At 46.3% G+C, this 26,768-nt stretch carries 13 protein-coding genes; 6 read left to right on the top strand and 7 right to left on the bottom strand.

The genetic code is table 11. The features are described 5' to 3' along the window. Positions 1-16: 16 nt before the first annotated feature. Positions 17-6,574 carry an MBG domain-containing protein gene (locus tag JHD69_RS08405; protein WP_233165787.1) on the top strand — a complete coding sequence of 2,186 codons (6,558 nt, stop codon included), beginning with the start codon at positions 17-19 and terminating at the stop codon, positions 6,572-6,574. 30 nt (positions 6,575-6,604) lie between these two features. Continuing rightward, entirely contained in the window at positions 6,605-7,474 is an 870-nt protein-coding gene (locus JHD69_RS08400) for a PorP/SprF family type IX secretion system membrane protein (protein ID WP_199139269.1), read from the top strand. A 111-nt stretch (positions 7,475-7,585) separates the two neighbouring features. Here JHD69_RS08400 and JHD69_RS08395 read toward each other — a convergent pair whose 3' ends face one another. The 4 genes from JHD69_RS08395 to JHD69_RS08380 all read right to left on the bottom strand — a co-directional run bounded on the left by JHD69_RS08395 (position 7,586) and on the right by JHD69_RS08380 (position 12,093). After that, the gene (locus JHD69_RS08395; protein WP_199139267.1) at positions 7,586-8,143 is read right to left on the bottom strand and encodes a GNAT family N-acetyltransferase; all 558 of its coding nucleotides are present in this window, start codon (positions 8,141-8,143) and stop codon (positions 7,586-7,588) included. Positions 8,144-8,241: 98 nt separating this feature from the next. Continuing rightward, positions 8,242-9,579: an MFS transporter gene (locus tag JHD69_RS08390; protein ID WP_199139266.1), complete on the bottom strand. Its 1,338-nt coding sequence runs from the start codon at positions 9,577-9,579 to the stop codon at positions 8,242-8,244. Then, positions 9,580-10,740 (bottom strand): trans-sulfuration enzyme family protein, encoded by a 1,161-nt coding sequence (locus JHD69_RS08385; RefSeq protein WP_199139265.1) that lies wholly within the window; start codon positions 10,738-10,740, stop codon positions 9,580-9,582. A 3-nt stretch (positions 10,741-10,743) separates the two neighbouring features. Next, a complete protein-coding gene (locus JHD69_RS08380) occupies positions 10,744-12,093 on the bottom strand; it encodes an APC family permease (protein WP_199139264.1) in 1,350 nt (449 codons plus the stop codon). 364 nt (positions 12,094-12,457) lie between these two features. Here JHD69_RS08380 and JHD69_RS08375 point away from each other — a divergent pair, with 364 nt between their 5' ends. Together JHD69_RS08375 and JHD69_RS08370 are read left to right on the top strand one after the other, a co-directional pair. Further along, a complete protein-coding gene (locus tag JHD69_RS08375) occupies positions 12,458-14,341 on the top strand; it encodes a DNA topoisomerase IV subunit B (RefSeq protein WP_199139263.1) in 1,884 nt (627 codons plus the stop codon). A 145-nt stretch (positions 14,342-14,486) separates the two neighbouring features. Continuing rightward, entirely contained in the window at positions 14,487-16,637 is a 2,151-nt protein-coding gene (locus tag JHD69_RS08370; RefSeq protein WP_199139262.1) for an ATP-binding protein, read from the top strand. Positions 16,638-16,706: 69 nt separating this feature from the next. Here JHD69_RS08370 and JHD69_RS08365 read toward each other — a convergent pair whose 3' ends face one another. Genes JHD69_RS08365 through JHD69_RS08355 form a run of 3 tightly spaced genes read right to left on the bottom strand, consistent with a single transcriptional unit; the run spans position 16,707 to position 24,955 of the window. Further along, positions 16,707-17,678 (bottom strand): YihY/virulence factor BrkB family protein, encoded by a 972-nt coding sequence (locus tag JHD69_RS08365; RefSeq protein WP_199139319.1) that lies wholly within the window; start codon positions 17,676-17,678, stop codon positions 16,707-16,709. Between the two features lie 7 nt (positions 17,679-17,685). Next, positions 17,686-19,980 carry a translocation and assembly module lipoprotein TamL gene (gene tamL / locus JHD69_RS08360; RefSeq protein WP_199139261.1) on the bottom strand — a complete coding sequence of 765 codons (2,295 nt, stop codon included), beginning with the start codon at positions 19,978-19,980 and terminating at the stop codon, positions 17,686-17,688. Further along, positions 19,964-24,955, bottom strand: coding sequence for a translocation/assembly module TamB domain-containing protein (locus tag JHD69_RS08355; protein ID WP_199139259.1), 4,992 nt, complete (start codon positions 24,953-24,955; stop codon positions 19,964-19,966). Before JHD69_RS08355 ends, tamL begins: the two co-directional genes overlap by 17 nt. Positions 24,956-25,118: 163 nt before the next feature. Between JHD69_RS08355 and JHD69_RS08350 the strand changes: the two genes are divergently transcribed. Together JHD69_RS08350 and JHD69_RS08345 are read left to right on the top strand one after the other, a co-directional pair. Beyond that, on the top strand, positions 25,119-25,610 hold the full coding sequence (locus tag JHD69_RS08350; RefSeq protein ID WP_199139257.1) for a cytidine deaminase: 492 nt from the start codon (positions 25,119-25,121) through the stop codon (positions 25,608-25,610). Positions 25,611-25,916: 306 nt separating this feature from the next. Beyond that, the coding region (locus JHD69_RS08345) for a WG repeat-containing protein (RefSeq protein WP_199139255.1) at positions 25,917-26,768 on the top strand (852 nt) is incomplete at its 3' end.

The raw sequence follows: 26,768 nt of genomic DNA, 5'->3' as shown, positions 1-26,768 counted from the left end.
CGATTAACCTTTCCAAATGATGAAGAATTTGTTTCTGCTTTTGCTGTACTGTACAATAGCCAAATATGGATATGCCCAATGTCCGCCAATGGACCAGCCGCCAAACAAGCAAGCCTGTAATGGAACGACTACCACTCCGGTCAATTTTACCAGCAGTGCAGCTAACGTGGTGTATGCATGGACCAATTCAAACCCGGCTATAGGCTTGGCTTCAAGTGGCAGGGGAAACCTACCGGCTTTTAATGCCGTAAATACTGGAACAGGAGCCGTAACAGCAAACATAACGGTTACGCCAAAGCTAGAAACTACCCAAATTTTTAATTATACGGCTACTATGCAAACATTTGTAGTGCCAGCAGGGGTAACCAGCATCAGGGTCGATGTAAGAGGTGCACAGGGCGGAAGCGCCACTTATAACGATCCCAATAGGCCCGACGATATTGGAGGGAAAGGAGGCAGGGTTACGGCCGAATATCCAGTTACGCCCGGCCAAACGCTTTATATTGTGGTAGGAGGAAATAGTGGTTATAACGGTGGCGGCAGTGGCGGTGGTAGTATTGCGCAACCTAGAGGTGGCGATGCATCTGATATCAGGATAGGGGGAACAGCATTAATTAACCGGGTAATTGTTGCTGGTGGCGGCGGTGGCGGTGGCAACAACTGTGCTACGATTGCTGAACCTGGAGGAGCGGGAGGTGGCCTTATCGGTGAAACTGGTTATCAATGTGGTAATCAAGCCGAAGTCTATATGGGGAGAGGGGGAACCCAATCTGCAGGAGGAACAGCAGGTACTAGCCCTGGTAATGGAATTAGTGTTCCGGCAACTGCAGGTCAATTGGGTTTTGGCGGAAATGCAGGCACATTTTATGGTTCGGCTGCTGGCGGTGGTGGCGGAGGCTATTATGGAGGTGGCGGTGCTGTTTATGGCGGTGGCGGCGGTGGCAGCAGCTATACAGATCTGCAAGCAATTTCGGTAGTACATACACAAGGTTTCCAAACAGGTTGGGGCCAAGTAGTTATTGCTTATGATATGCCTTGTGCTAGTCCGGCTACCAAAACTTTTACTTATACCGTTATCCCAACGCCAACCGTAGGCCAGTCATCAGACCAAAGCGTATTGGCCGGCATTAGTACCGCAACTGTAAACTTCAGTAGCCCTACAATCGGTGGTTATGTTAGCTATGATTGGACCAACAATACTCCGGCTATAGGTTTGGCCGCTAATGGTACCGGTAATATCCCTGCTTTTGTAGCGGTTAATGCCAGTAATGCTCCGGTAACGGCCACTATTACCGTTACGCCAAAACTAACCGTTGGCTTACTCGATGTTAATCAAGTAACAACAACAAATTGTGTAGCATTATTGAGTCAGCTTAATCTGGCGCAATCTTTTAAGCCTGTAGCCAATGCCATTACAGGAGCAGGTATTTTTTTGAGTTCAAATGGTGGCAATGGAAGTGTGACCATTTCCTTATGGGATAAATTGCCCAATGCCGGAGGTGTGCAACTGGCAAGCGGCACGGCCGCTTCGACCCCAAATTCGTGGGTAGATGTTTATTGGCCTCCGGTTTCGGTTATCCCCGGTAATACCTATTATTTAGTATTATCTGGAACAAATGTAGGAAATTGTATTGCTGGTGCTTCCAGCAATACTTATCCCAATGGACAGGTCTATGCCAATAATGGTTATCAATCGTTTCCAAATTTTGATTTTGCTTTTCGTACCTATAATCCCGGCGCAACAACTTGTGCAGGTACCTCGCAACAGTTTCGAATCGTGGTCAATGTGCTGAAACCAGACGCCAATGGGGTTATTTATGTGAAAAAGGGAAGCAATGGATTTGGCGACAGCTGGGCCAATGCCGCTTCAGAACTGGCCGATGCCCTGTTGGCCGCCAAAAATAATACTGCTATTAAACAAATATGGGTAGCCAAGGGTACTTATTATCCTAAATATACGCCAGAAGATGGTCAAAATTTTTCTGCCACACCTGCCGATCCTAGGAATAAAGCCTTCTTAATGGTAAATAATGTAAAGCTCTATGGTGGCTTCGACCCGGATAATGGTATTACCGGCCTCACCACCCGTAACCCGCAATTGACCACCGTTTTAAGCGGCGATTTTAACAACGACGATGTGGTGACCGGCTCAGGTGCCGCACTCAGCTTTGCCAACAACGGCGAAAATGCCTACCGTGTCATGATTGCTGCCAATGCCATAGGTACTGCCGAATTAGATGGCTTTACCATTAAGGGCGGCAATGGAAATGGAGGGAATATCACGGTTAATGGCCTCGCTATCTATAAATCTCAGGGAGGCGGAATGAACATCTCGTCGTCGAGCCCCTCAATTGCCAATTGTGTTTTCGAGCATAATAGCGTAGAAACAGGAATGGGAGGGGCTATTTTTATAGGTGTAGTTACCAATGGCGCAGCCGCAAACCCCTCAATTGCCAAATGCAGCTTTATCAATAATAAAAGTATGAACGTTGCCGGTCAGGGTTGGGGCGACGAGGGCGGAGGCGCCATGTACAATGCCGGCTCAAGTGCTGTTATTTCCGATTGCAGCTTTACCGGCAACTTGGTTACCGGTGGTCGATTGGGTGGCGCTGTCCTTAATATGGGGGCAACAGCTCAATTTAACCGGGTAACCATCAGCAATAATGTGGCGGCGGGAACAAATAGCGGAGGTGGTGGAATGGCCAACTCAAGCACAGGTACCATTATGCTGACTAATGTGTTGATGAATGGAAACAGTGCCGGTGCTAACGGCGGAGCCATGTACAATGGCCCTGGTACAATGCCGGCGCTTTATAATGTACTCATTAGCGGCAATACAGCTGATAATGGTGCAGGTATTTACAATAGTGGTTCTTCGCCGGTGTTAACCAATGTTACCGTTGCAGGAAACCAATCGAACACAGGCGGTGTAATTTTTAATACCAACGGTTCCGCCCCGCAGTTGCAAAATACCATTGTGTTTGGCAATAGTGCAGGTGTAGCGAATAATGCGGGTGTAGATGTGCCCACTTATAAAAACAGCCTGGTACAAGGTGCAAGTGACGCCGGACTGATCACTTTTAATGGCACGGTTGCAGATGTTTTCGTGGCACCGCTTGCGCCGGCCCTGGCAACCGGAGGAGATTATAGGCCTAAAGTCGGCAGCCCGGTTATCAATACGGGCGATCAAACGCTTTTTGCTGGCCTCAATACCAATACCAAAGACCTGGCGGGCAACCCGCGCCTGACAGGAGCCAACATCGATCTGGGTGCCTACGAAGCATTGACCCAGTCACAAACCATTACGGCCGGCAACCTCACCAAAACCTATGGCGAGGCCGCTTTCGAGCCCGGGGCAACGGCCAGTTCGAGCCTTGTAGTTAGTTATGCATCAGCTGATAACAGTATTGCCGAAGCTTATCAGGATGCCGCAGACGGCAACAAATGGAAACTGAACATCAAGAAGGTGGGAACGGTCAACATTACCGCAAGTCAGGGCGGAGGCAACGGCTACGATCCGGCCAGCGATGTTGTTTTTGCCCTTCTCGTTAATCCAAAGCCAGTAACGGTTAGTATCAAACCCAATACTGTATTTAGCAAAGTTTATGATGCAGGTACAGCCGGAACCATGCAGGTTGCCGACCTGATGCTGGCCAACGGCGATATCATCAACGGCGACGATGTGCAAATCAGCCTCAATTCGGCCATCGCCCAATACGATACCAAAGATGTAGGAACTGCGAAGACCATTACCCTGCCCATAACCAGTGTAGTGTTAGCTGGTGCGCAGGCAGGAAATTATAAAGTAGCCAATATTAGCGATCTCTCAAACGCCACTGCAACCATTACGCCAAAACCATTGACCATTACCGCCAACAATTTCAGTAAGGTGTACGATGGTTTTGGCTATAGCGGTGGTAATGGCGTAAGTTACGGTGCCTTTGCGCTTGGCGAAGATCCAACGGTGCTATCCGGAACCTTGGCTTATGGTGGCACTTCGCAGGGAGCAATCAATACAGGCAATTATACCATTGTGCCAAGCGGGTTAAGCTCGCCTAATTACGCCATCAGCTATGCAAACGGACAGTTGACCATTTCGCTCAATAACGTAAACGTGCTAACTTTTAATGCTCAAACTACGGGCAGCACCTTGGCCAAGACCTATGGCGATGCCAACATCAATGCCTCGGCTATTGCCAGCTCGGGCCTAACAGCAACCTACCAGAGCAGCAATCCGGCGGTAGCGGCCGTCAACGCGTCAGGGCAGGTGAGCCTGTTGCAAACAGGTACAGCTACCATCACCGTAAGCCAGGCTGGAGATGCCAATTATGGTGCGGCAAGCCCAATCGCCTTCCAGGTGCAGGTAGCCAAAAAACTGTTAACCGTTACGGCAAACGATTTGAGCAAAACCTACGATGGCGTTGCCTATGTTGGCGGAAACGGTGTCAGCTACAATGGCTTTGCCAATGGCGAAACCTCATCGGTATTGGCTGGTACTTTGGTTTATAGCGGCACTTCTCAAGGCGCTGTTAATACCGGAAACTATTCGATTACGCCGGGTGGATTGGCTTCGCCAAATTACGATTTCGACTATAAGAACGGAACGCTGAGCATTGTGCAGTCGGGAGCGAATGTCATTACGTTTAATAGCCAGGTAGCTGGCGCCACGCTGCAGCTAACCTACGGCAATCCGGCCATCAACGCTTCGGCCGTTGCCTCTTCCGGATTGGCGGTAAGCTATGCCAGCAATAACCCGGCGGTGGCTTCGGTCAATGCCTCCGGGCAGGTGCAGATTTTGGCGACCGGAACGGCAATCATTACAGCCAGCCAGCCCGGCGATGGGAACCATACACCGGCAACTCCGGTCAGCTTTGCCATCAACGTGCAGCAAAAAGCACTAACCGTAACAGCCAATAATTTTAACAAGGTGTACGATGGGCAGCCCTATGCCACAGGCAACGGCGTAACCTATAATGGTTTTGTAAACGGCGAAAACGAACAAAGTTTGCAGGGAAGTTTAAGCTATGCCGGCACAGCTATCGGCGCCAAAAACGTGGGCAGCTATTTCATCACACCTGGTGGATATACCTCCGCAAATTATGCCATCACCTATCAAGATGGCAGCCTTACCATTACCAAAGCGGCGCTAACCCTTACCGCCGATGCGAGAACCAAGGTGTATGGTTCGCCTGATCCGGTATTGACCTATACTAGTTCAGGTCTTCTCAATGGCGATGCGGTTACGGGTGCATTAGCCAGGGCAACAGGCGAAAACGTAGGGTCTTATGCCATCGGGCAGGGTACGCTTGCTGCCGGAAACAACTATGCCGTTACTTATGTGCCGGCCGATTTAACCATCAGCAGTAGAGCGCTAACCATTGTTGCCCAAAGCAAAACCAAGGTGTATGGCGATGCCGATCCAGCGCTTACCTATACCAGCACCGGCTTGGTGGGTACCGATGCGATTACGGGTGCATTAGCCAGGGCAACAGGCGAAAACGTAGGGTCTTATGCCATCGGGCAGGGTACGCTCGCTGCCGGAAACAACTATGCCGTTACTTATGTGCCGGCCGGGTTAACCATCAGCAGCAAAACGCTAACCATTATTGCCCAAAGCAAAACCAAGGTATATGGCGATGCCGATCCAGCGCTTACCTATACCAGCACCGGCTTGGTGGGTACCGATGCGATTACGGGCAGTTTAACCAGGGCAGCAGGCGAAAACGTAGGGTCTTATGTCATCGGGCAAGGTACGCTCGCCGCCGGAAATAATTATACCATCAGCTATGTTCCAGCCAACCTAAACATTGCAAAAGCAGCGCTTTTAATTACGGCTAATAACAGCGTAATGTGCCAAAGCAGTAATCTGCCTAGCTTTAGTGTGGTTTATTCGGGCTTTAAAAACGGAGATACCGAAAATAGCCTCGGCGCCAAACCAACCGTAGGTACAACCGCCAATAGCAACTCGCAGGCAGGTGTTTATGTGCTTAGCCCCTCGGGTGCGGTTGCCGGCAATTACAACATCAGCTATGCTACAGGTAGCTTAACCATTAATGCTTTGCCGGTAGTGGCTATTGGCAGCAGCAAAGGCTTAAGTATCAGTAAAGGCGAAACCCTAAGCTTAACGGCAACCGGCGGTGGTAATTATAGCTGGACAATGGCCAATGGCATTATTTCTGGGCAACAGGCCGCCGTGCTCAACATCAGGCCAAGCCAAACCACAACCTATATGGTAACGGCGACCAGTGCCAGCGGCTGTAGCCAAACAGCGAGCATAACCATCCAAGTGCGAGACGATTTTCAAGCCGTACAGGCTACCAATATCCTTACGCCAAATGGCGATGGAGTAAATGATTTTTGGGTAGTGGCCAATATCGATGCCTATCCGAATAATACGGTACAGGTATTTGACCGTGCTGGCCGAATATTGTTTACCAAAAAAGGCTATAACAACACCTGGGACGGAACCGTAAACGGACAGCCTCTTGCCGAGGGCACTTATTATTATATTATTGATTTTGGAACCGGTAAACTTAAGCAAAAGGGATTCATCACCTTGATTAGGCAACAGTAAACCAGTTGAAATACGCTAACTGTTCATGATATGAAAAAGAAACTTTTTGTTTTATTTGGGCTTATGGTTTTAATAGGCGCTTCATCTCCCTTAAAAGCTCAATTAAACCCTTTTCAGGCACAATATTTTGCCAACCGGTATTTGGGTAATCCTGCTTTGGCGGGTGCCGAAAGTGGCTTGGCCCTTAGTCTCAACTATCGTGCTCTGTTTAGCGATATTCCGGGAGCGCCGGTATCGCAGAACCTGACGGCAGCCTATGGGCACAATAGGGTGGGACTGGGCTTAAACGTAACTTTAGATAAGGCAGGTTTGCAACGCTTTGTGCGTGTCTTGGCCAGTTATGCCTATCACTTGCCCTTAAACGAAAATTCGACGCTGCATTTCGGGCTTTCGGCGGGCGTGATGAACCAGCGCCTGTCAACCGATGATGTCAACGGTAATCCAAACGACAACCTGATTGGTCTTTACAACCAGCGCCAAACCCACTTTGATGGCGATTTTGGCCTGGCCCTAACCACAGCAAGAATCAGCATCGAAGCCGCTTTGCCCAACCTGCGGAACTTGCTGTGGAAAGATAATGGCAATGTGGCCGACTTGCCTACTTTTTATTCGGCCCTGAGTTATAAAATACCGATACAGGATACTGAACTCGAACCCAAAATAGCCTTTAGAGGTATTAAAGGCCTCGATAACATTTGGGATGCCGGAGCCCAATTGAGCTTTGCCAAAAAACAGCTTATGCTCAACGGCATTTACCACAGCAGCGGCAGTACGAGTTTTGGCGTTGCAATGGATTATCAGAAAAAATACCTCATTGGTTTTTCGCATACCCTACAAACCGCATCCCTGTCTAATTACACCAATGGCGATTTTGAAATCAACTTAAGAATAAGGCTTTAGGGGATTATGGACGCTTAATCGATGGCTTCGCTCGCCTTTGCCGATAAGTTGCAAACTGCGAACTGCAAACTGAATACGGTGAACTGCAAACCGAATACTGCTCGTTGAAAACTACTTGCCGAAATCCCAAAGCACAATGTTCCAAAGCTCTTTGTCGTCTTGGTAGGTGTTTATCACCTCAAAGCCCATCCGTTGGTGTATTTTTAGTGATAAATGATTGCGGGTCGAGATTTCGGTTACGCATAGCTGGTAATCTTTATCCACCAAATCTTTTGTGGCATGGTACAGTTTGCTCAATAGGCCATTGCCTCTAAAATTTTGGTCTACGCAAACCTGTCCACCCACGATGTATGGATAGCTGGTTAATGCTTTGTTCTGGTAAGTACAACGTTCAAAGGCATCAAACATCGGGATGATGCTCGGTATAATCGATTTCATGCTGGCTGTCATCGCCAAGTTATAGCCCACCACCTTTTCGTTGGCCAGCGCAACCACCTGAGGCAGTTCGGCGGCCAGGGTTTTGAGCAGTTCCATGTTGTGCTCGGCAAATACAAAACCTTGTTGCTGTTGTTCTGCAATGCTGAGCGAAGTATAGATGTTTTTTTGCTGAAGAGCCAGTATGCCTTCAAAATGCTGATCTGTAGTAGCGGCTTTAAATTGTATGTTCATGGTTAATAATCACAGCTGTTAAAATACTTGCGAGGTTTTTAAACTCCTCCTGGGTTTTGATAAACGCAAAATTATAACATTTTAAATGATAAATTGCCTTAGGCTTTCTCCTTAAAACGGGTAAAGAACAGCAGCGCCAGTACACAGAGTGCAAAACCCACCACGCCACTCAGGCGCAAACCAAAATCATGTCCAGGGTCTTTGCCGTAAATGGTGAGCATGGCAAAAACGGTAATACCCAAGGTCTGACCCAGTTTTACAAAAAGGTATTTAATGGCAAAGTACATGCCTTCGTGGTTCTCGCCTGTTTCCTTTGCCTCTTTTTGGGCAATGTCGGCCAATATGGCGTTGGGCAAAATGCCTAGTGCCGCTAAAGGAAAGGAGGCAAAAACAACCAAGATATACATTTGGTTGGCCGGTTGAAAGGGCAGCTTGCCTAAAAAGAAAATGGTCACAAAAATGAGGCTTAAAATGCCAAAGGCAATCAATACCAGGGCCTTTTTGCCAAATTTTTTCGAGCCGTAATTGACAAAGGGATAAAAAAACAGCGAAAGCACTACCATGAGGCCCATAAACATCCCCCCGTCAGAGTCGGGTAACCCCAACAGTACGGTTACAAAATACAGCAGTCCGCTCGACATAAGGCTTAAAGCCGTATAATAAGCAAAGTCGGAAATGAGGTAATATTTGAAATTCGAATTCCTGAAGGTGTTTTTAATGGCCGGCCACAGTGGCGTATGCGTAGGTTTGCTGGCCACATATTCTCTTTCTTTGATCAAGAGGATAGGCAAAACCATCACCAATCCAGAAAAAACGCTCAATGCCCAAATGGTATATTGCAGCGCCTCAAAACGTTCGGTTACATGAAAAGCGGTTTGGATGAGGTCGGCAAAGTTATTGCACAGCGCGCCAATAATCATGCCCAGCACAAACCCTACCTGCTGAAAGGAGGAAAGTTTTACTTTTTCCTCGGGCGTATGCGTCAGTTCGGCCAATAGGGCATTGTACGGAATAATATAAGTGGTTACCGAAACAAAGAAACCGGCCAGCACAAAAACCAGCCACCAGGCATTGGTTAGGCTTTCGCCTTTTACCAGCGGGTGAAAAACCAGTCCGCAAAATACAATGGCCGGCAAAATGGCCCATTTCATAATCGGAAAGCGCCTCCCTTTGGGATTTTTGCTCGCATCGCTTACCGAAGCAATAAAAGGGTCATAGGCCGCATCCAACAAACGTCCGGAAGCGGTAATGAGCGAAAGAATATTGAATGCCCCAAAAACCAGCAGCTGCGGTACCAAAGGCACCAGGCCCGAGTTGTTGGGGGGCAGGTAAAAATACAGCAGCATCACAATAATGAGGTTGGTCATGATGCTCCAACCCATCATTCCGGAGGCATAAGCCAGCTGCTTCTTAAAAGAGAGTTTTTTTAAAGGCATTTATAAAGGGGCTAATGCTTGTTCTAAATCTTTGATCAAATAATTGGCATCTTCAAGTCCGATATACAACCGGATGAGGATGTGGCGTTTGTTGTTTTGGTCGAAATCATTTTTGCTGATGCCTGCACAGGCCGGAAAAACCAAGCTTTCGTAACCACCCCACGATACAGCCATTAAAAAATGCTGCAGCCTGTTGCAAAACTTTTCTATGTTTTCTAGCGAAGCATCTTTGAGTAGGATGCTAAATAAACCGCCGCATTTCTTCATTTGTTTTTTGGCGAGGGCCAGGTCTTTGTTGGCCTTACTGAAAGGATAAAGCACCTGGGCTACTTTGGGGTGCTGTTCCAAGTAGTAGATTACCTGCTCGGCCGTTGCGCTTGTTTTCTCAAGCCTAATGGGCAGGGTGCGCAAGCCACGCAACAAGAGCCAGGCGTTTTGAGGAGCCAGGCATGCCCCGATGTTCATGTATTCGTTGTTGAAGATCTGTTCGAGCAGCGCTTTGCTTCCCGTAAGTACACCCGCTACTACATCGCTATGCCCGCCCAGGTATTTGGTGGCCGATTGGGCTACCAAGTCGATGCCATGCGCAATGGGTTGTTGGTAAATCGGCGAACAGTAGCTGTTGTCTATCATGGTTAAAATGCCATGTGCCTTGGCCAGCTGGGCAATTGCTGTTAAGTCTTGTACATCAAAACTAAAGGTGTTAGGCGATTCGAGATAAATGAGCCGGGTTTTTGCCGTAATGGCATCTTCAAACTGATGCAGGTCTGTTCCATCAACAAAGGTGCAGCTAATGCCAAATTTGGGCAGCAAATCCTTAAAAAGCTTAATGGTCCAGCTGTATGGATTTTCTACGCAGATCACTTCATCGCCTTGCTGCAGCAAAGCCATTACCGGAATGCTTACTGCGGCTATGCCACTGGCAAAAACCAGGGCATCTTCGGCACCATCTAAAGCCGCTAGCTTTTTTCTTAAAATATCAATGGTGGGGTTAAAGCCACGCGAATACAGGTTGCCTTGGTATTCATCGGCCAATGCATTTCTGAAATTGGCTACAGTATCGAAGCAAAAATTGCTCGTTTGTACAATAGGAGGGGCTACGGCGTTGAAATAATTGGCCCTTTCTTCTCCCAATTCATTTAAAATATAGGACAGGTCCATAGGTTAGGCTATTGTTTTTTTACGGTTAACATATCGGTTGATAAAATAAATGAGCACAAAGCCACTGAAAATGTAAAGCCCATTCAGGGCCGCATTCGGGTCGTCGCTGTAAATGCTAACGGCCACAAACAAATAGGCCGCGATAAAAATGATAGGCAAAATGGGGTAAAGCTTCATGGTGTAGATAGTGCTTTTGTCTAAATGCGCTGTGGTTTTGCGCAGGTAGAAAATGGTAGCGGCCGAAAACGCCATGCCGATGCTGTCTAAAAAAATCGTGTAGTTGAGTATCTTATCAAAAGTTTTGGCGTAGAAAATGGTAAAAATCGAGATGATGGTAAAAACCGTCAGGCTCACGATCATTACGTCGTGTTTCTTGGTTTTTTTGGCAAATATACTTGGCAAGGCCCGCTCTTCGCCCATGGCATACATGGCCCTGGGGTTGCTCAGCAGATTTACATTGACATAGCCCAGCACCGAAAAATAAATCAGTACCGAAAGCAAAACGAAGCCTGCGGGACCAAAAATCTGACCGGCCAAGATGGCGGCAATGCTCTCGGCGCTTTTCAGTTGCTCAAAGCCGATTACCTTTACATAAGCGTAGTTAATAGCCAGGTAAAGCGTAATGATGATGCCCAAGCCCACGATGATGGCACGCGGAATAACCGTTTTGGCCTCTTTGGCTTCGCCCCCAAAATTGATGGTTTGCTGGTAGCCTCCAAAGCTGAAAGATACGGCGATTAAGCAAAGCCCCAGAGCCTTGCCATAATCGGCCCAACCGGCAGCAGCACCTGTGGCGGTTTTAAATACCGAAGGAGCACTTGCGCCATGACTGCCAAAAAATACGGCCGCAATCAATGTCAAAACCATCACGATTTTAATGATGGTCAATACATTCTGCGTTTTAGAACTGGTTTTGAGCCCCAAAAGATTAATGGCATAAAAAACAATGATACTGATGGCGGCAATGAGGATGCGGTACTCTTGGGTTTGCATTTCGGTACTGAGGATCACTTTGCTGATGTACTCGGCACCGATGAGCGAAACACCCGCCACCGATGCCGCATTAGAAACCACAATGATGCAGTTGATGGCAAAGGCAATGGAAGGATGGTAGCACACCGAAAAAATTTTGTAATAGCCACCGGTAACCGGATAGCGCGACCCGATTTCGGCATAGGTTAGTGCCCCGCAAAGCGCCACAAAGCCGCCTATGGCCCAAGCCCCGAAAAATAATTCTGGAATTTGTGCCTTGTTGGCTACGTTTACTGGGGTACGGAAAATGCCCATTCCGATAACGAGGCTCACCACAATCATCGAAAGGTCAAAGAGAGATAGCTGCTTTTTAGGTTGCATGCATTAAGGTTTGATGTTTGGAAGATAGGGATTTTAGTGTGGAGTACAAAGCCGAAAGGGTTTCTTGAGCCGAAAGCTTAGGGCGGATTACCTAACAACAGCCACAATTTAGCAATAGCTATGACTTTTAGTTGCAACGAGTAGTTGATTAGCCCAGTCAGTTATTCCTCAAATCCTGCAACAGCCCCATCGCCTAATGAACCTGCGAACCTCAAGATGTGCAATTGTTGAAATCTAATGATTAAAACCCCATCAGATTTGATTAAATTTGTAGGAATGGAGAATCTAAGGTGCCAAAGGAGATCCTCTTTCGGCATATTTCCATTTCGCACGACTGCAGAGACGCATAAAACTGATAAAAATTATGGCAGAACCAATCTATAACGACGATAGTATACGTTCACTCGACTGGAAAGAGCACATTCGCTTGCGTCCAGGGATGTACATTGGCAAGCTGGGCGATGGCTCGGCTCAGGACGACGGGATTTACGTATTGCTAAAAGAAATTGTAGATAACTCTATCGACGAATTTGTAATGGGTTCCGGCAAGACCATCGAAATTACCCTGTCAGACCACAAGGTAAATGTGCGCGATTATGGCCGGGGCATTCCATTGGGCAAAGTGATCGACTGCGTATCGAAAATCAACACCGGGGGCAAATACGATAGCAATGCCTTCCAAAAATCGGTAGGTTTGAACGGCGTGGGTACCAAGGCGGTAAATGCCTTGTCGACCGCCTTTACCGTGCAGTCGTACCGCGATGGCAAAACCAAAAAAGTGGAATTTTCTAAAGGGGAAATCGTTGTAGACAACCCTATTATCGAAACTACGCAGCGTAACGGTACCGCCATTACTTTTTATCCTGACGAAACCATTTTCAGAAACTACCACTATATTCCCGATTTTGTAGAAAGCATGATCTGGAATTATGTTTTCCTGAACACCGGACTGACCATCAACTTCAACAACCAAAAATATTTTTCGGAACGCGGACTTTACGACCTGCTTTCTAAAGAAAACAAGCCCGAAGAAATTCGCTATCCGATTATCCACCTCAAAGGACACGATATCGAAATTGCCATGACCCACGGTCAGCAGTACGGCGAAGATTACCACTCGTTTGTCAACGGCCAGCATACTACCCAGGGAGGTACGCACCAGGCCGCCTTCAGGGAGGCTGTGGTGAAAACCATTCGCGAGTTTTACAAAAAAGAGTTTGATGCTTCCGATGTCAGGGCTTCGATCATTGCCGCCATTGCCATTAGGGTACAGGAGCCGGTTTTCGAATCGCAGACCAAAACTAAACTGGGTTCGCAAAACATCGGGCCAGACGGGCCGTCGGTACGTACTTTCATCAACGATTTCGTGAAAAAGGAGCTGGATGATTACCTGCATAAACACGCCGATGTAGCCGATGCCCTGCAAAAAAGGATTTTGCAATCGGAGCGCGAGCGCAAGGATATTGCAGGCATTAAAAAACTGGCCAACGACCGCGCCAAAAAAGCTTCTTTGCATAATAAAAAACTGAGGGATTGCAAAATCCACTTCAACAGCACGCACGATAGGCGATACGAAACCACGCTTTTCATTACCGAGGGCGATTCGGCTTCGGGTTCGATCACCAAATCGAGAGACGTAGAGTGCCAGGCCGTATTCAGCCTAAAAGGCAAACCGCTCAACTGTTACGAGCTCACCAAAAAAGTAGTATACGAGAACGAAGAATTTAACTTGTTGCAGCACGCACTGAATATTGAAGACGGTTTGGAGGGCTTGCACTACAACAATATCGTTATCGCTACCGATGCCGATGTAGATGGCATGCACATCCGTTTGCTGATGATGACTTTCTTTTTGCAGTTTTTCCCAGATTTGGTAAAAGCCGGGCATGTTTACATCCTGCAAACGCCATTGTTCAGGGTGCGCAATAAAAAAGAAACCATTTATTGCTATAGCGAAGAAGAACGCAAAGAGGCGATTGCCAAATTGGGCGCCAGGCCAGAAATTACCCGGTTTAAGGGTTTGGGCGAAATCTCTCCCGACGAATTCGGCCTCTTTATCGGCAAAGACATCAGGCTGGATCCTGTAATCCTCAAAGAGCAGACCATTAAAAGCTTGCTGGAATATTACATGGGCAAAAATACGCCGGAAAGGCAGCAGCATATTATCAAAAACCTAAGGATAGAAAAAGACGAAATTAAAGAAGCGGAAAACAAAGAGACAGCCCCAGAGGATTTGGAAGTGGCCTAGTTGGTTAGGCAACCAAGCATAGAAAGATTCTAGATTTTTTAAATTTTAACTATTGGGCAACGCTTTTTTAGCGTATACTTGTATGTCCCTATTTGTTATTGAAAAATCCCTGCATTGGGTTTAAGATTTATAATAACGAGCTCCTATGCCTCTTACATCCGCTAAAAACCGTTCAACACGCTATAGCCTTGTTGTATTCCTCATATTGACGCTGTTCTTATGTGCGATATTCTTCTACGTACGAAATAGCAAGACAGACGATCTGAGGTATTTTACCAATCAGTTTACCTCCTTAAAAGAAGATTATACCCAAATCGATTCTGCGATTGTGATGCTGTACAAAGCCGACAACAATTGTAGGCTGTATACCGCAACCGGCGAAAAAAAATACATCAAGGCCTATTGGGAAAGCATCAATTTTGTTTCAACCACTTTAGAAAACATCCACAATATTGATGTGGAGAAGGAAAAAAATGCGCCAAAAAGCTTAAAGGGACTGGTTGAGCAGAAAAAGGCAAGAACCGACCTGTACCTAAGGCTAAGGATATTGGCCGATAGCCTGATCAAGGTTTCGCTGGGCATAGATTCGACCCGTAACCAGTTTCAGCCAACCAATGCCAGGCAAATGACCTACAGCAAGCTGAAAACCATGGTTTCTGTTGATACCATCCATACGGCACAGCAAAAGGGTCCAGAAAAAAATCTTTTTGGCCGTTTAGCCGATGCATTTTCGAGGAAAAAAGAGAAAGGCAAAGCCGCCGATACCAGCAAAAAACTGGTACGTACCGAAGTAAAGCTCGATACCTCGTCAAAAAGCAAAGACTTTAACAAGCTGCAATGGCAAAAGATGAACGATTATTTTCGTAACCTTTATGCCACTAATCGTACGCTGAATAAGCATGAGGCCGAAATACTCGAGCTCAATAACCAGATCATTACCGAACTGGTTACGCTGTTGCGCGACTACAAAAGCTATGAACGGAAATTCGTAGCCATAAACCGTACGGAACTCAAAGGCAATATCGAAACCACGGTAAAGAGCATCGACAAAATGTTTGTACTCAGCATTGTGCTGTTGCTGGTATTGGTACTGGCCATTTTGTATAACCTTTGGAAAATCTACAAAAACGAGAACGAGCTGATCAATTACAGTCAAAAAGCTTCTCAATATGCCATTTCAAAGAGCCGGTTTTTGGCCAACATGAGCCACGAGATCAGAACGCCGCTCAACTCGGTTATCGGGTTTTCGGAGCAGTTGAGCCAGGGCCAGCTTAATCCGCAACAGAGCGAACAGGTTAGCGCCATCAGAAGTTCGTCGGTCATGCTGTTAGATGTGGTAAACGACATCCTTGATTTTTCTAAATATGAAACCGGAAAGGTAAATTTCGACAAGATTGCCTTTGTGCCACTCGATGCCATTAGCGAAGTCGTGAACAGCATCAGCATTCAGGCTGCTAACAAGAACCTGAAGCTTAATAAGGAACTGTCGTTTAAAAAGAACGTTTGCTTTATGGGCGATTCGCTTCGCTTGAAGCAGGTTGTCATGAATTTGTTGAGCAATGCCATCAAATTTACCGAGCAGGGTTCCGTAACCATCAAGGCCGAAATCATTCCCAATACCAAAAAACAGGCGGTATTGCAGGTTCAGGTAATCGACACCGGCATTGGTATTGCCCCGCAAGATCTGGATATGATATTCGATGAGTTTGCGCAGGTCTATTACTCGTCGAGTAAGCTCAAACAAAAAGGCACCGGTTTAGGCCTGGCCATCTGCAAAAAAATTGTAGAATTCCATGGGGGGCGTATCGGCGTAAAAAGCGAAGTAGGCAAAGGCTCTACTTTCAGTTTTGAGATTCCCTACGAAATATGCAAGGAAAACAGCGAAGAAGTGAAGAGCTTTGTGGTTGGCCAGGGCGTGAGCCATTTAGAAGGCAAGCGCATTTTGCTGGCCGACGACAATAAAATGAATATTTTGCTGGCGCAAACCGTGCTTAAAAAATATAAGCTGCATACCGATGTAGCCTATGATGGCAAGGAAGCCTACGAATTGTTCGAAAAAAACCCGTACGATCTGATTTTAACAGATATTCAGATGCCCGAAATGGGTGGGGTAGAGCTAACGCGCCGGATCAGAACCTACGTGAATCCCGTCAAGCGTAACATTGTTATTTTGGGTGTTACGGCCAACGTATTGCAGGAAGATCGCCAAAAGTATATCGAATCGGGTATTAATGATTTGGTGCTCAAACCTTTTTCGGAAAAAGAACTTATTGATAAGATAGCTTCCTACTTTTAAGGAGCATTGCTGCCTAGAATTGTTAAACTATCAACTGTTAACTGTTAACCGAAAACTGCAAACTAAAAACTAAGCCGTGTCTTCCGGATGCTGCGGGGGCAGTACATCAACCTTCTTCTCTACCACAACGGTTTTAAGGTGTACCGCATATTTGGTAGGGGCAATGCCATGGTCGTATTTTTCGGCATAAACCTGTGTAAATTCGGCGCCAAAGTACAGGATAATAGAAGTATAGTAAATCCATAGCAAGATGATGATGATGGAACTTGCCGAACCAAAAACCAATCCGGGATTGGATTTTTGGAGGTAAAGCCCAATCAGGTATTTGCCCAAACCGAAAAGCAATGCCGTAAAGGCTGCGCCCACCAGTGCCGACTTCCAGCGCAGAATGACATCGGGTAATACTTTAAATATTACGGCAAATACACCCGTTACTACCGCAAAGGTAAGCACGTTGTTCAGCACCAGGATGATGACGGCAGTGGTGCTTGTAATTTCGGGGATGAACTGCGAAAGCTTGTTGCCCAGGCTCAATACCAAACTGTTTACCACGAGCGATACCAGGAGCAAAAAGCCCAACGATACAATCAGCGAAAAAGAAAGCAGGCGATTGGTTACCAGTTTTTTCCAGCCTTTTTTGGGTACAGCCTTTACTTTCCAAATCAGGTTGATGCTGTCTTGTATCTCGGTAAATACCGCGGTAGCACCTATAACCAGCACCACAATACCAATTACAAGGGCAAAAGAACTCTTGCCCGATAAACTGGCATTGGCTACAAAGCTCTGTATTTGTACGGCGGCATCGTGGCCCACCAGTTTGTTGATCTGCGAAAAAAGCCGGTTTTCAATGGCATCCTGACTATAAATCAAACTGGCCGAAGAAATAATGATAATAATTAAAGGCGAAAGCGAAAATATGGTGTAGTAGGCTAGGGCCGCACTCAACTTGGTTACCCGATCCTCTACAAAGCCCTTTCCGGCAGCGATAAACAAGTGCCCGGTATCCACAAAGAAGTTCTTGATCTTGGTTGCTAATTTCATCATGTTATTAAAACGGATATCCGATGCCGATGTTTAAAATTAGATTTTCTTTTCTCCAGCTCTTGCTGCCAAAATCTACCTGGTTCAGCACCCAACGCTGGCCGCTAGGCAGGTAAGGTTTCCGGATCGGGAAGGCGCCATCAAGCCTAACCACAAAAATAGAGGCATCAACCCTGAGGCCCAATCCGGTGCCCACGGCCATTTCGCTTAAAATATTCTTGGCCTTAAAGGCAGAACCCGGCCTATCTGGATCTTCTTTTCTTAACCAAATGTTTCCGGCATCAATAAAGGCGGCGCCATAGAGCACGCTAACCAGTTTGAACCGCAATTCGGTGTTGAGCATAATTTTGACGTCACCGCCTTGGTCGGCAAATTTTTCCTCTGGCTTAACCTTAAATGTTCCGGGTCCCAATGTCCGGGCCGGAAAAGCCCTGATATCGTTGCTTCCCCCAGCAAAAAACTGACGAATAAAAGGGAGCGAAGTGCTGTTGCCATAGGCATAGCCATAGCCTACATTTAGCCTATTGGCCCAGGTTACATTGCGCGTAACCTTGTAATAATCCCTCAAATCGGCCTCCAGACGTACAAACTGTGAAATAGGTACATTGAAAAGTGCGCGTTCTCCGGCTGCATTTTTTTGTACAAACAGGCCCCAAACATTGCCGCCTGTTTCAATGCTGCCGTTAAAGTACGTATTGTTGCGCCTTTGGTTTTCCATTTGGTTGGTGTACGTAAAATTGTAGTTGCTTCCAATGATAAACTGCCTGTCGAGCGAGGTACGCAACAGCGGGTTGGCGTTAAACAAGCTGTCTCTTACCTGGGTTGAGGGAAAGCCAGGCCTGATGTAGCTCACCGAAATAGGATTGAAAGTATGTTCTTTGTAAAGGTTTTCCTTAAAATTATAGCCAAACTCGCCCTTAAAAGCATAAAGGCTATACAAAGAGCCCCTGCTGAGCAACTGATAAGATCCGGTAACAATGGTTTTGGGAATAAAAGCCGTAGTGCTGTTGAACTTGAAGAAAGGGATGATGAACCTTGGCCAGGTCAGCTTGGCATCGGCAGTAAACGAATAGGAATTTTTGCCCTGTGCCGTACCTTTTACTTGTGTTTCGAAACCACCGCTAAGGCTGATGTCTAATTGCTCGGCACCCCTAAACAAGTTGCGCGTAGTTTGGGTGAGCTTGATTTCAGAACCCACAAAGTTGTTCGACTTGCTGGTACCGGTTACCGAAAACGAGAGCGAGTTCTTTTTCAACGGCGTAAGGTAGATATTCAGGTTAAGCTGATTGTTCTTAAAGCTGTCTACGGGCAGAAACTCGGCCCTTACATCCTGAAAAGAACCAATATTTACCATCCTGTTCAGCGATTGGTTATGGTCTTTGCGGTTATAGTATTCGTTTTTCTTAAAAAACACCAGGCGATCAAATACGCCCGGTTTAAACGTATTGCGGTCGTCGTAAATGTTAAAATCTTTATAAACAAAGGGCTTTAAATGCCTTAGCACCGAATCGCGCCTTAGGCTATAGCTTGGGTAAATATTAATGTTTTTAATGGAATAGGGCTTAAGGCCGGCATCGGGTGCCGATTTCTTAATGCTGACATGCACGGTTACCAAATTTTTGCCAATGGTACTGTCTACCTGCATAATTAGATAGTCGGGATTGAAATAGAAATAGCCGTTTTCCTTTAAATCATTATCTATTCTGATGCGTTCGTTTTTATAGGTGTCGAGATCATAGAAATTGCCAACTTTTAAGAGGGTATTGCCTTTGTACTGGTTAATGATCTTGGTCAATACGCCCGTATCAGGCGGAAAGGTAACCTGACTGATTTTATAGCGCTTGCCCGGAGAAGCCGTATAAATGGCTTTCCCTTTTTTGTTCTTCACCACGGTTTCGCCGATTACATCGGCCTGTAGGTAACCTTGGCTGATCAGGTAGCTTTTCAATACGCTGTTGTTGTACTTTAGGTTTACCTGGCTCAGCAACACTGGCGGTTCGCCAACTTTGGTGCGCAACCAATGGCGTATGCCTTTGGGTTTGGTAGGTTCGCCGGCCAGATTATAGATATACAGTTTCGGTCTGAGCCCCAAAAATGTTTTGTTGGGTTTGGGCCGGGTCTTGTCTTCCAGGCTTTGTTTCACCGCTTTTTGGTCGTCAATACGTTTGGCGCTGTCGGTTTTGATGTTAACCTCTGCACCTACGTACAGGCTTTCTCCAGGTTTGAGGTATTTCAGGTTGCTGCAGCTGCCTAAAACAAAACAAAGTCCGATCAAAACAAGGGATTTAATTAACTTTTTCATTTTTCGGTTTCTGTTCAACATTGGCTCTGTTTCTTTTGTTGCGTTTCTGGAAAATCTCCCTAAACTTGTTATAATCGATAACCAGGGTAAAGCCAATGCCGGTTTCGATGATCTGGCCCTGTACAATCACATCGTTTTGGTTACGTCGATAAGCGCGCAACCGGTACCTGCCATCGGCCGATAGGGCATATTCTATATTTACGTTGCCAGCAATGTTGTTGGCATCGCGTCCTGGGGTTTTGGCACCTTCGAGGGCAAAAGAGCTACCCACGGTTACGGTCAGCCTGTCGCTCAATAGTTTTTTAGAAAGGCCAACTTCCAAATCGGTCCGTTGCTCCATGGCACCGCTGCTGTAGTCTTCAGAAGAGTTGAGGCCCAGGTTAATGTCTACGCCCTTGATCAGATCGGAAGCCAGGTTGTTGAGCTGTTCGGTTAAGAGCTTGCTCACGCTCTGGCGGGCAATTGACGAGGCGCTGCTGCCACCTGCCAAGCTTTGGAACGGATTGTTGGCGAAGAACCTGCCAAAGCCCAGCAAGGCGAAAACCTGTTTGTTCAGCTCGTTTTCGTCGCGGTTTACATTTTGCAACTTGGTATAAACATCACCGTCTAAAGCGCCTCTTTCATTTTCGGGCAGATCTATTTTAAATGAAATGGAAGGTTTAAGCAATTCGTTTTTCATGTACAAATACACCTGGAAAGGCAATTTGTTTTTGGCTTCCGCTTTTTCAGAGCCGTTTAAAAGATCAATTGGCGCCGCGTTCACTTCGTAAAGTGCCGTAAGGTCTACATTGGCGGCGGTAGGTTCGCCGGTCCAGATAATGGTACTGCCTTTAACCAGCTTAAATTCTTTTTTGCTAAGTGGGCCAATCGATAGGTTGTAAGAACCGTCTACCACTTCATACCTGCCTGTCATGCTGATTTTGCCACTTTGATCAATGGTAACGTTCAGGTTGGCATCGCCTTTTACGTGTAGGGCGTCGCCATTGCTAGGATCCACTACCACGGTAAGGTCGGCTTCTGGATCGGTAGTTATCCTTGCGGTAAGGTTCATGCCCTGGATATCTGATTTGGTTACGCTGTCGGTTTTTAAGGCTTTCTTTCCATTAAATGGCGGCGCATCAGCATCTATAAATTCCACGATTCCTTCCTGTTCAATAACCGATGGGTCGTCGGGAGGCAAGGCATAGAAAAACTGTGTGCCTTTGTCTACATTGATATTCATGTTTACATCTGGGCGTTTCAGCGTTCCTCTCAGCTTGATGTTGCTGGTTAAGAACACCGTTCCATAAATCATGTCGTTATCGGCAACCGTAGAGTTAAGCGCCCTGAAATTGTTGGTTCTGATATCGAGGCCAAATCCTACATTGCTCAGGCTGGACGTATAGATCATTCCGTTGACGGTTGCTTTTTTGCCCAGCGAATCGACCAAGGTAAAGTTGTTGAATTTAATGCCGTCGTTGTTAAATGTAAGCTCTTGGTCGGGGATGGTAAAAAACGAATTGATATAAGCCACATTGAAGCCGGCATTGTTGAATTTCAAAGCCCCTAATATTTTCGGGCTGGCTAGCGCGCCTTTGGCCGTAAGCTGGCCACTCACTGTGCCTCTGCCATACCTGATCTGCCCCATGCTTAAGCTTTGGATAGCCTTGAGGTCTATTTTATCGATGGTGAGCGTTAGGTCGAGCGCACTTTCTGGTGCCGTGTAATAGAAGCCACTTGCCCTCAATTCATGAACACCTTTTAAGCGCACATCAACTTCGAAGGCGTTGGTGGTATTGTTGTTAACCAAAACGCTCAGGTCGCCCAACTGGTCTTTTTGGTAACGCAGCTTGTTGATGTTGACATTGGCTTCGAATTTGGGATTGGTGGCCAGGTCTTTGACGTCTACCTGCCCATTAATGATACCGCCCACCAAAGTCGTATCCGTTTCGGCAAATTTAGTGAGGGTTTCTATCTGGAAGTTTTTGAACTCGACCTTGATCGGCGAATTTGGCGTGTTGCTGATGCTATTGATGCCCAGCAACTGCTCGTTTTTACTGATGTTGAACTGATTGGCCAAGATACCCGATGCACCAAACTGGATAAAGTTTTCTGGGGCAATGGTCCATTTTTCATAATCGAGCATCAATTTGGCCGGGTCGATGTTGAACCTGAAATCCTTGTTCATCGACCTGAAAATACCCCCGATTACATATTTGTCTTTACGTTGCCTGTCGCGCAAGAAAACATTAAGCCCAAGCTGGTTATTGGCTGCCATACCAGAAATTTCGGTGTTGAACAAGGCGATAGACGAACTTTGTAGGCTATTGACCAATAGTTTGTAATTGAGTTGCTGACCGGTGTTGCTTGCGGTGAGGCGCGCAGTGTCTATCCTGAAATCGCCATAAACCACCTTCGGAAAAAAGGCATTGAGCTGCAGGCTGTCTTTCTGGGTGTCGATTAAGCCATTAAGCGTTGATGGGGCGAAAGTGGTGAGCTCGGGTACAAAATCCTGTAAAAATTTAGGATTATAAAAATGTACATCGAACCTGATGCGTTGATCGGGAACAGGCGTAACCTGGCCAAATTGGTAATATTTGTTGATCTGGTTGATTACAGCATAGCCCACTTTGCTCAACTGGTACTTGCCATCTACCTTGGCGCTCAGCAGTTCCGATTTTAAGGTAAGCCTATTGGCATCGGCCGTAGAAACGGCATGAAGCTGGATGGTATCAACGTTGAATCTCCTGCCGTCTTTAACCATTTGCAGACTGGTAACGAAAATATCGCCGTTCAGGTAATCTACATCGGCGGTAGTGACGTTAGCTTTTACATTGCCCGCCAACTTAAGTTCTGAAGCCATAAAATTGAGCTTTTGCAGGTCAAGCTGTTTCAAGTCTAAATCGGCTTTTACCGCAGGATATTTACCGGCCATGTCAACTTGTGCATCGAGGTCAAAATTGGCATTGCTATCGGGCATGCTGCCTTTAATGGCGATGCGCTGGTTAGCATAGTTGCCGCTAATGCTCAAGTTGCGGTAGTTGTATTTGTTGTAGTAGGCGTTAAGTACCTTGGCGTTAAATTTGGCATTGATTTTTTTAGGGTCCAATCCCGTGCCGCTTACATCGGCCTTAACCGTAATGCGTCCCAAGGTTGGTTCCTGTTTCAACAGGCGCCCCACGTTAAAGTTGTTCAGGCTTACATCGGCTTTGTAGCTTTCCCTGCCTTTCGGCCCTTTCATACTGGCCGTTAACAGCGCCGACCCCATGTCGGTTTGTATGTTGAGCTTGGTGTTGAAATCGCTCATCGAACCGGTAAAATTGCCTTTGGCATCAATTACGTTGGGTAGCTGCAAATTGCTGGGCAAGGTGTTTTTGGGTACGGCCACCAGCACGTCGGCCTTGGTAAGATGCAATTTTTTGATGTTCAGGTCGAGCCAGGCCTTGTTGATGTCGGGCAGTCCCTTGGCCTTGCCACTGATGTCGATCTGCGTATTCTTTAAGCCGCTCACCTGCAGCTGCGGTATATCGAGGTTGTTCAGGTAGCCATTGATTTTGGCATTAACCTTTATTTTTTCGTTGCGGTAATTGGCCGGAATGGCATTGCTGAAAAAGCCCGCATCCTTTAAGCCAATCGTTGTATTTTTGAACAATAGGCTTAGTTTTACCTTTTCGGGATGTTTGGTCAGGTCGTTTAAAGAAGTATAATCGAGCGAAGTAACGTTTTCGATGTGGGTATTTGGCGTAGCCAAAGTAAAATTGTTCAGCCTGATTTGCTTATCGTTATACACGGCATCGCCTTTTAAGGTATTCAAAATAAAGCCGCTTTTGTCTTTTAGAGAGCCGTTAACCACATTGGCCTTAATGCCCGCTGCACTATAGCTTACCTGATTTGCCCCTAAATTGAGCGCGGTAATATTCAAATGATTAAAATCGATGCCTGTATTGGTGGGCTTGGCTCCCAGGTTGTCGAATTGGAAACTGTTTTGCTGCAAGTCGATTTTTTTAATGAGCAATGCCAGTGGCGATGGTTTGGCAGGCGTATCGGCCTTCGTGGTTTTGGCTGTGTTGGTCGGAGCAGGCTTAAAAGCAAACAAGATATTGGATTGGCTCAGCTTGGCCTCATCGGTTTCGTATTTGCTGTTGGTCAGGTCTACCTTTAAATTAACAAAGCCCAGGGTATTGATGGCCGCTACTGCCTTCATGGTCGATAACCGGTCGTCGTAGTTGACCTTTACGTTGTTGAAGGCAAAATCCTGCACCTCGATATAAGGTAATTTGCCCTGCGCTTTTTCGGTACTGTCAACGCTTTGGGCAATATGCTGCACCAATTGGGTCAACGGTTTCTGTTGCAAGTAGTTGAGCGAGGTGTTTTTGAGGCTCAGTTGCTTGATGATGTAGCGCTGGTTGTTGAGGTCGAAATCCTTGATTTTGGTGCTGAACTCGCCCAAGTACAATTTCACGTCGTTGCCGGCTACATCGTCACGGTAGGTAATGCCGATGTCTTGAAACAGGACTTTATCTACCGAAAACTTAAGCGTAGAGGTGGTGTCTTTGTCTACCTTTTCTTCAGGCTTTTTTTGTTCTGACATAAAGGCCTGAACTAAAAAAGAAAAGTTGAAACTGGTATCGGGATTGATGCGCTTTACATGGGCACGTATGTTTTTGAGCTCGATATTGTTAATTTCGATGGTGTTTTTGAGCAGCTTGAACAGGCTGATGTCAACACTGAGCTTTTCGGCGTATAACAGCGTATCTTTCTTTTGGTCTTCGATGTAGAATTTGTTGAGCACTACATCTTTGGGCAGGGCAATTTTAATGCTCTCGAGCCTGACTTCGGTTTTAGTTTTCTTTTTAAGATAGGTAATGGCCTGGTCTTTCACAAAATTTTGCACCGCCGGAATGTTGAGCGAAATGGCCAATAGGATGAACAGCGCCAATATGCCGACGATAGTCCATAGGATAATTTTTAAACCTTTGCGTAAATACTTCTTCAAGCGCTGTAATTTGTGATAATCGATCTCGAACCCTTAGCCAAAACCGTGCCGTCTGTCTACTCAAAAGAACAAACAAAATTTTAAAATGTTCGATAAAACATCAAAAATGCTATTTAAATATAGGTATTTTAAGTTTTACGCAAATAATCTGTATGTTTAGTTTATGAACACACTTAGTTTTAGCATTAGCTATCAGACTTTCGAAAGCCTGGGCGAGCTCGATGCAGGCGACCAAATCTTATGCAAAAAAGCGGAAGAAGCTCTGTCTACTTCCTATTCTCCATATTCTAAATTTAAAGTGGGTACGGCTATTTTGTTGGCCGATGGACAGGTTGTTTTGGGCAGCAACCAAGAAAACGTAGCTTATCCATCAGGCCTTTGCGCCGAGCGGGTGGCACTTTTTGCCATTGGCGCCAATAATCCAAATGCCGTAATCAAAACCATGGCGATTACGGCCTTTACCCATAATTTTAAGATCGAAAACCCGGTTACTTCCTGCGGCTCCTGCCTGCAGGTGATGGCCGAATGCGAAAAGCGTCAAAATTCGCCGATCGAGGTACTGTTTTATTGCATCGGTGGCCAAATCATCAAAGTGAAAAGCGTGAAAAGCTTGCTGCCTTTTGGTTTTGTAGAAGAGAGGTTGGGTGCTGGTTAATCGGTGGTTCATTAGGCATTGGCTGGTTGCAAACTGACCTCTCGGTACCCATTGTGAGAAAACTGCCAGCTAATTAACGAGTTAGCTGAGTAGTCATTCGTTGATTGTGGATGCACACTTCCATCCTCCCTCTTTCATGTTACATGAACAATTTTTAGGTGTACCCTCCAACACTTGGACTTCTAACCATGTCCTATTAATTATGGACTAAAGACTCTAAAAAATACCCGTTTTTAGGTATTGTACCCGGTATGCGATAGGTCTACTTTAGCAGGATAAAGATAATTCCTGTCATAAATCAATCCGATGAAAAGCACCTTAATCCTTTTATTGTTTAGTCTAACTTTAGCTAGGGCAACGTTTTCGCAAGAGCTGAAGCCCAAAAAGGTAAGTATACGTTATGGTTATGTCGACCAGAAAGGCATAACGGTTATCCCTTACCTGTATGATGAAGCATCGGCTTTTTCGGAAGGGCTTGCCAGGGTAGTAAAGGATAAAAAAAGAGGGTTTATAGACAAAACAGGAAAAACAGTAATCCCTTTCGAATATGAAGGGTCCACTAATTTCTCGGAGGGTTTGGCAAAGGTAGTTCGCGATAATAAAGTAGGGTATATTGATAAAGAAAACCATTTGGTAATACCTTTTATATACAAAAGTGGAGGAAGTTTTTCGGAGGGATTGGCTATGGTTGCCGAAGAAAGGGTTGGTTTTATTGATAAGGCTGGGAAAGTTGTCATTCCGTTTAAATATGGCCCTTCTAGCTCTTTCTCCGAAGGGCTTGTTGTCGTTACCTTAAATGGCAAAATGGGTTATATAGACCGAAACGATAAACCAGTGATCCCGTTTAAATATGACGATGCTTACGACTTTAAAGAAGGGCTGGCAGTTGTGCTTGTTGATGGCAAGTACGGAGCTATTGACAAAACAGGAAAACAGGTTGTTCCTTTAAAATACGATTTAGTGTATAGTTTTAAAAACGGGGTGGCTCAGGCTGGCCGAGATGGCAAGATCGTAGACCGTAAGATAGAAGCTGTCTCTTATACACATCTGGAAAAGGGGGGGGGGGGGGGGGGGGGGGGGGGGGGGGGGGGGGGGGGGGGGGGGGGGGGGGGGGGGGGGGGGGGGGGGGGGGGGGGGGGGGGGGGGGGGGGGGGGGGG

It is taken from the genome of Pedobacter sp. ASV12, assembly GCF_016429155.1.
GTDB lineage: Bacteria > Bacteroidota > Bacteroidia > Sphingobacteriales > Sphingobacteriaceae > Pedobacter.
Note: the sequence above shows the minus strand (reverse complement) of the source record. Positions and strands in the feature narration are given on the sequence as shown.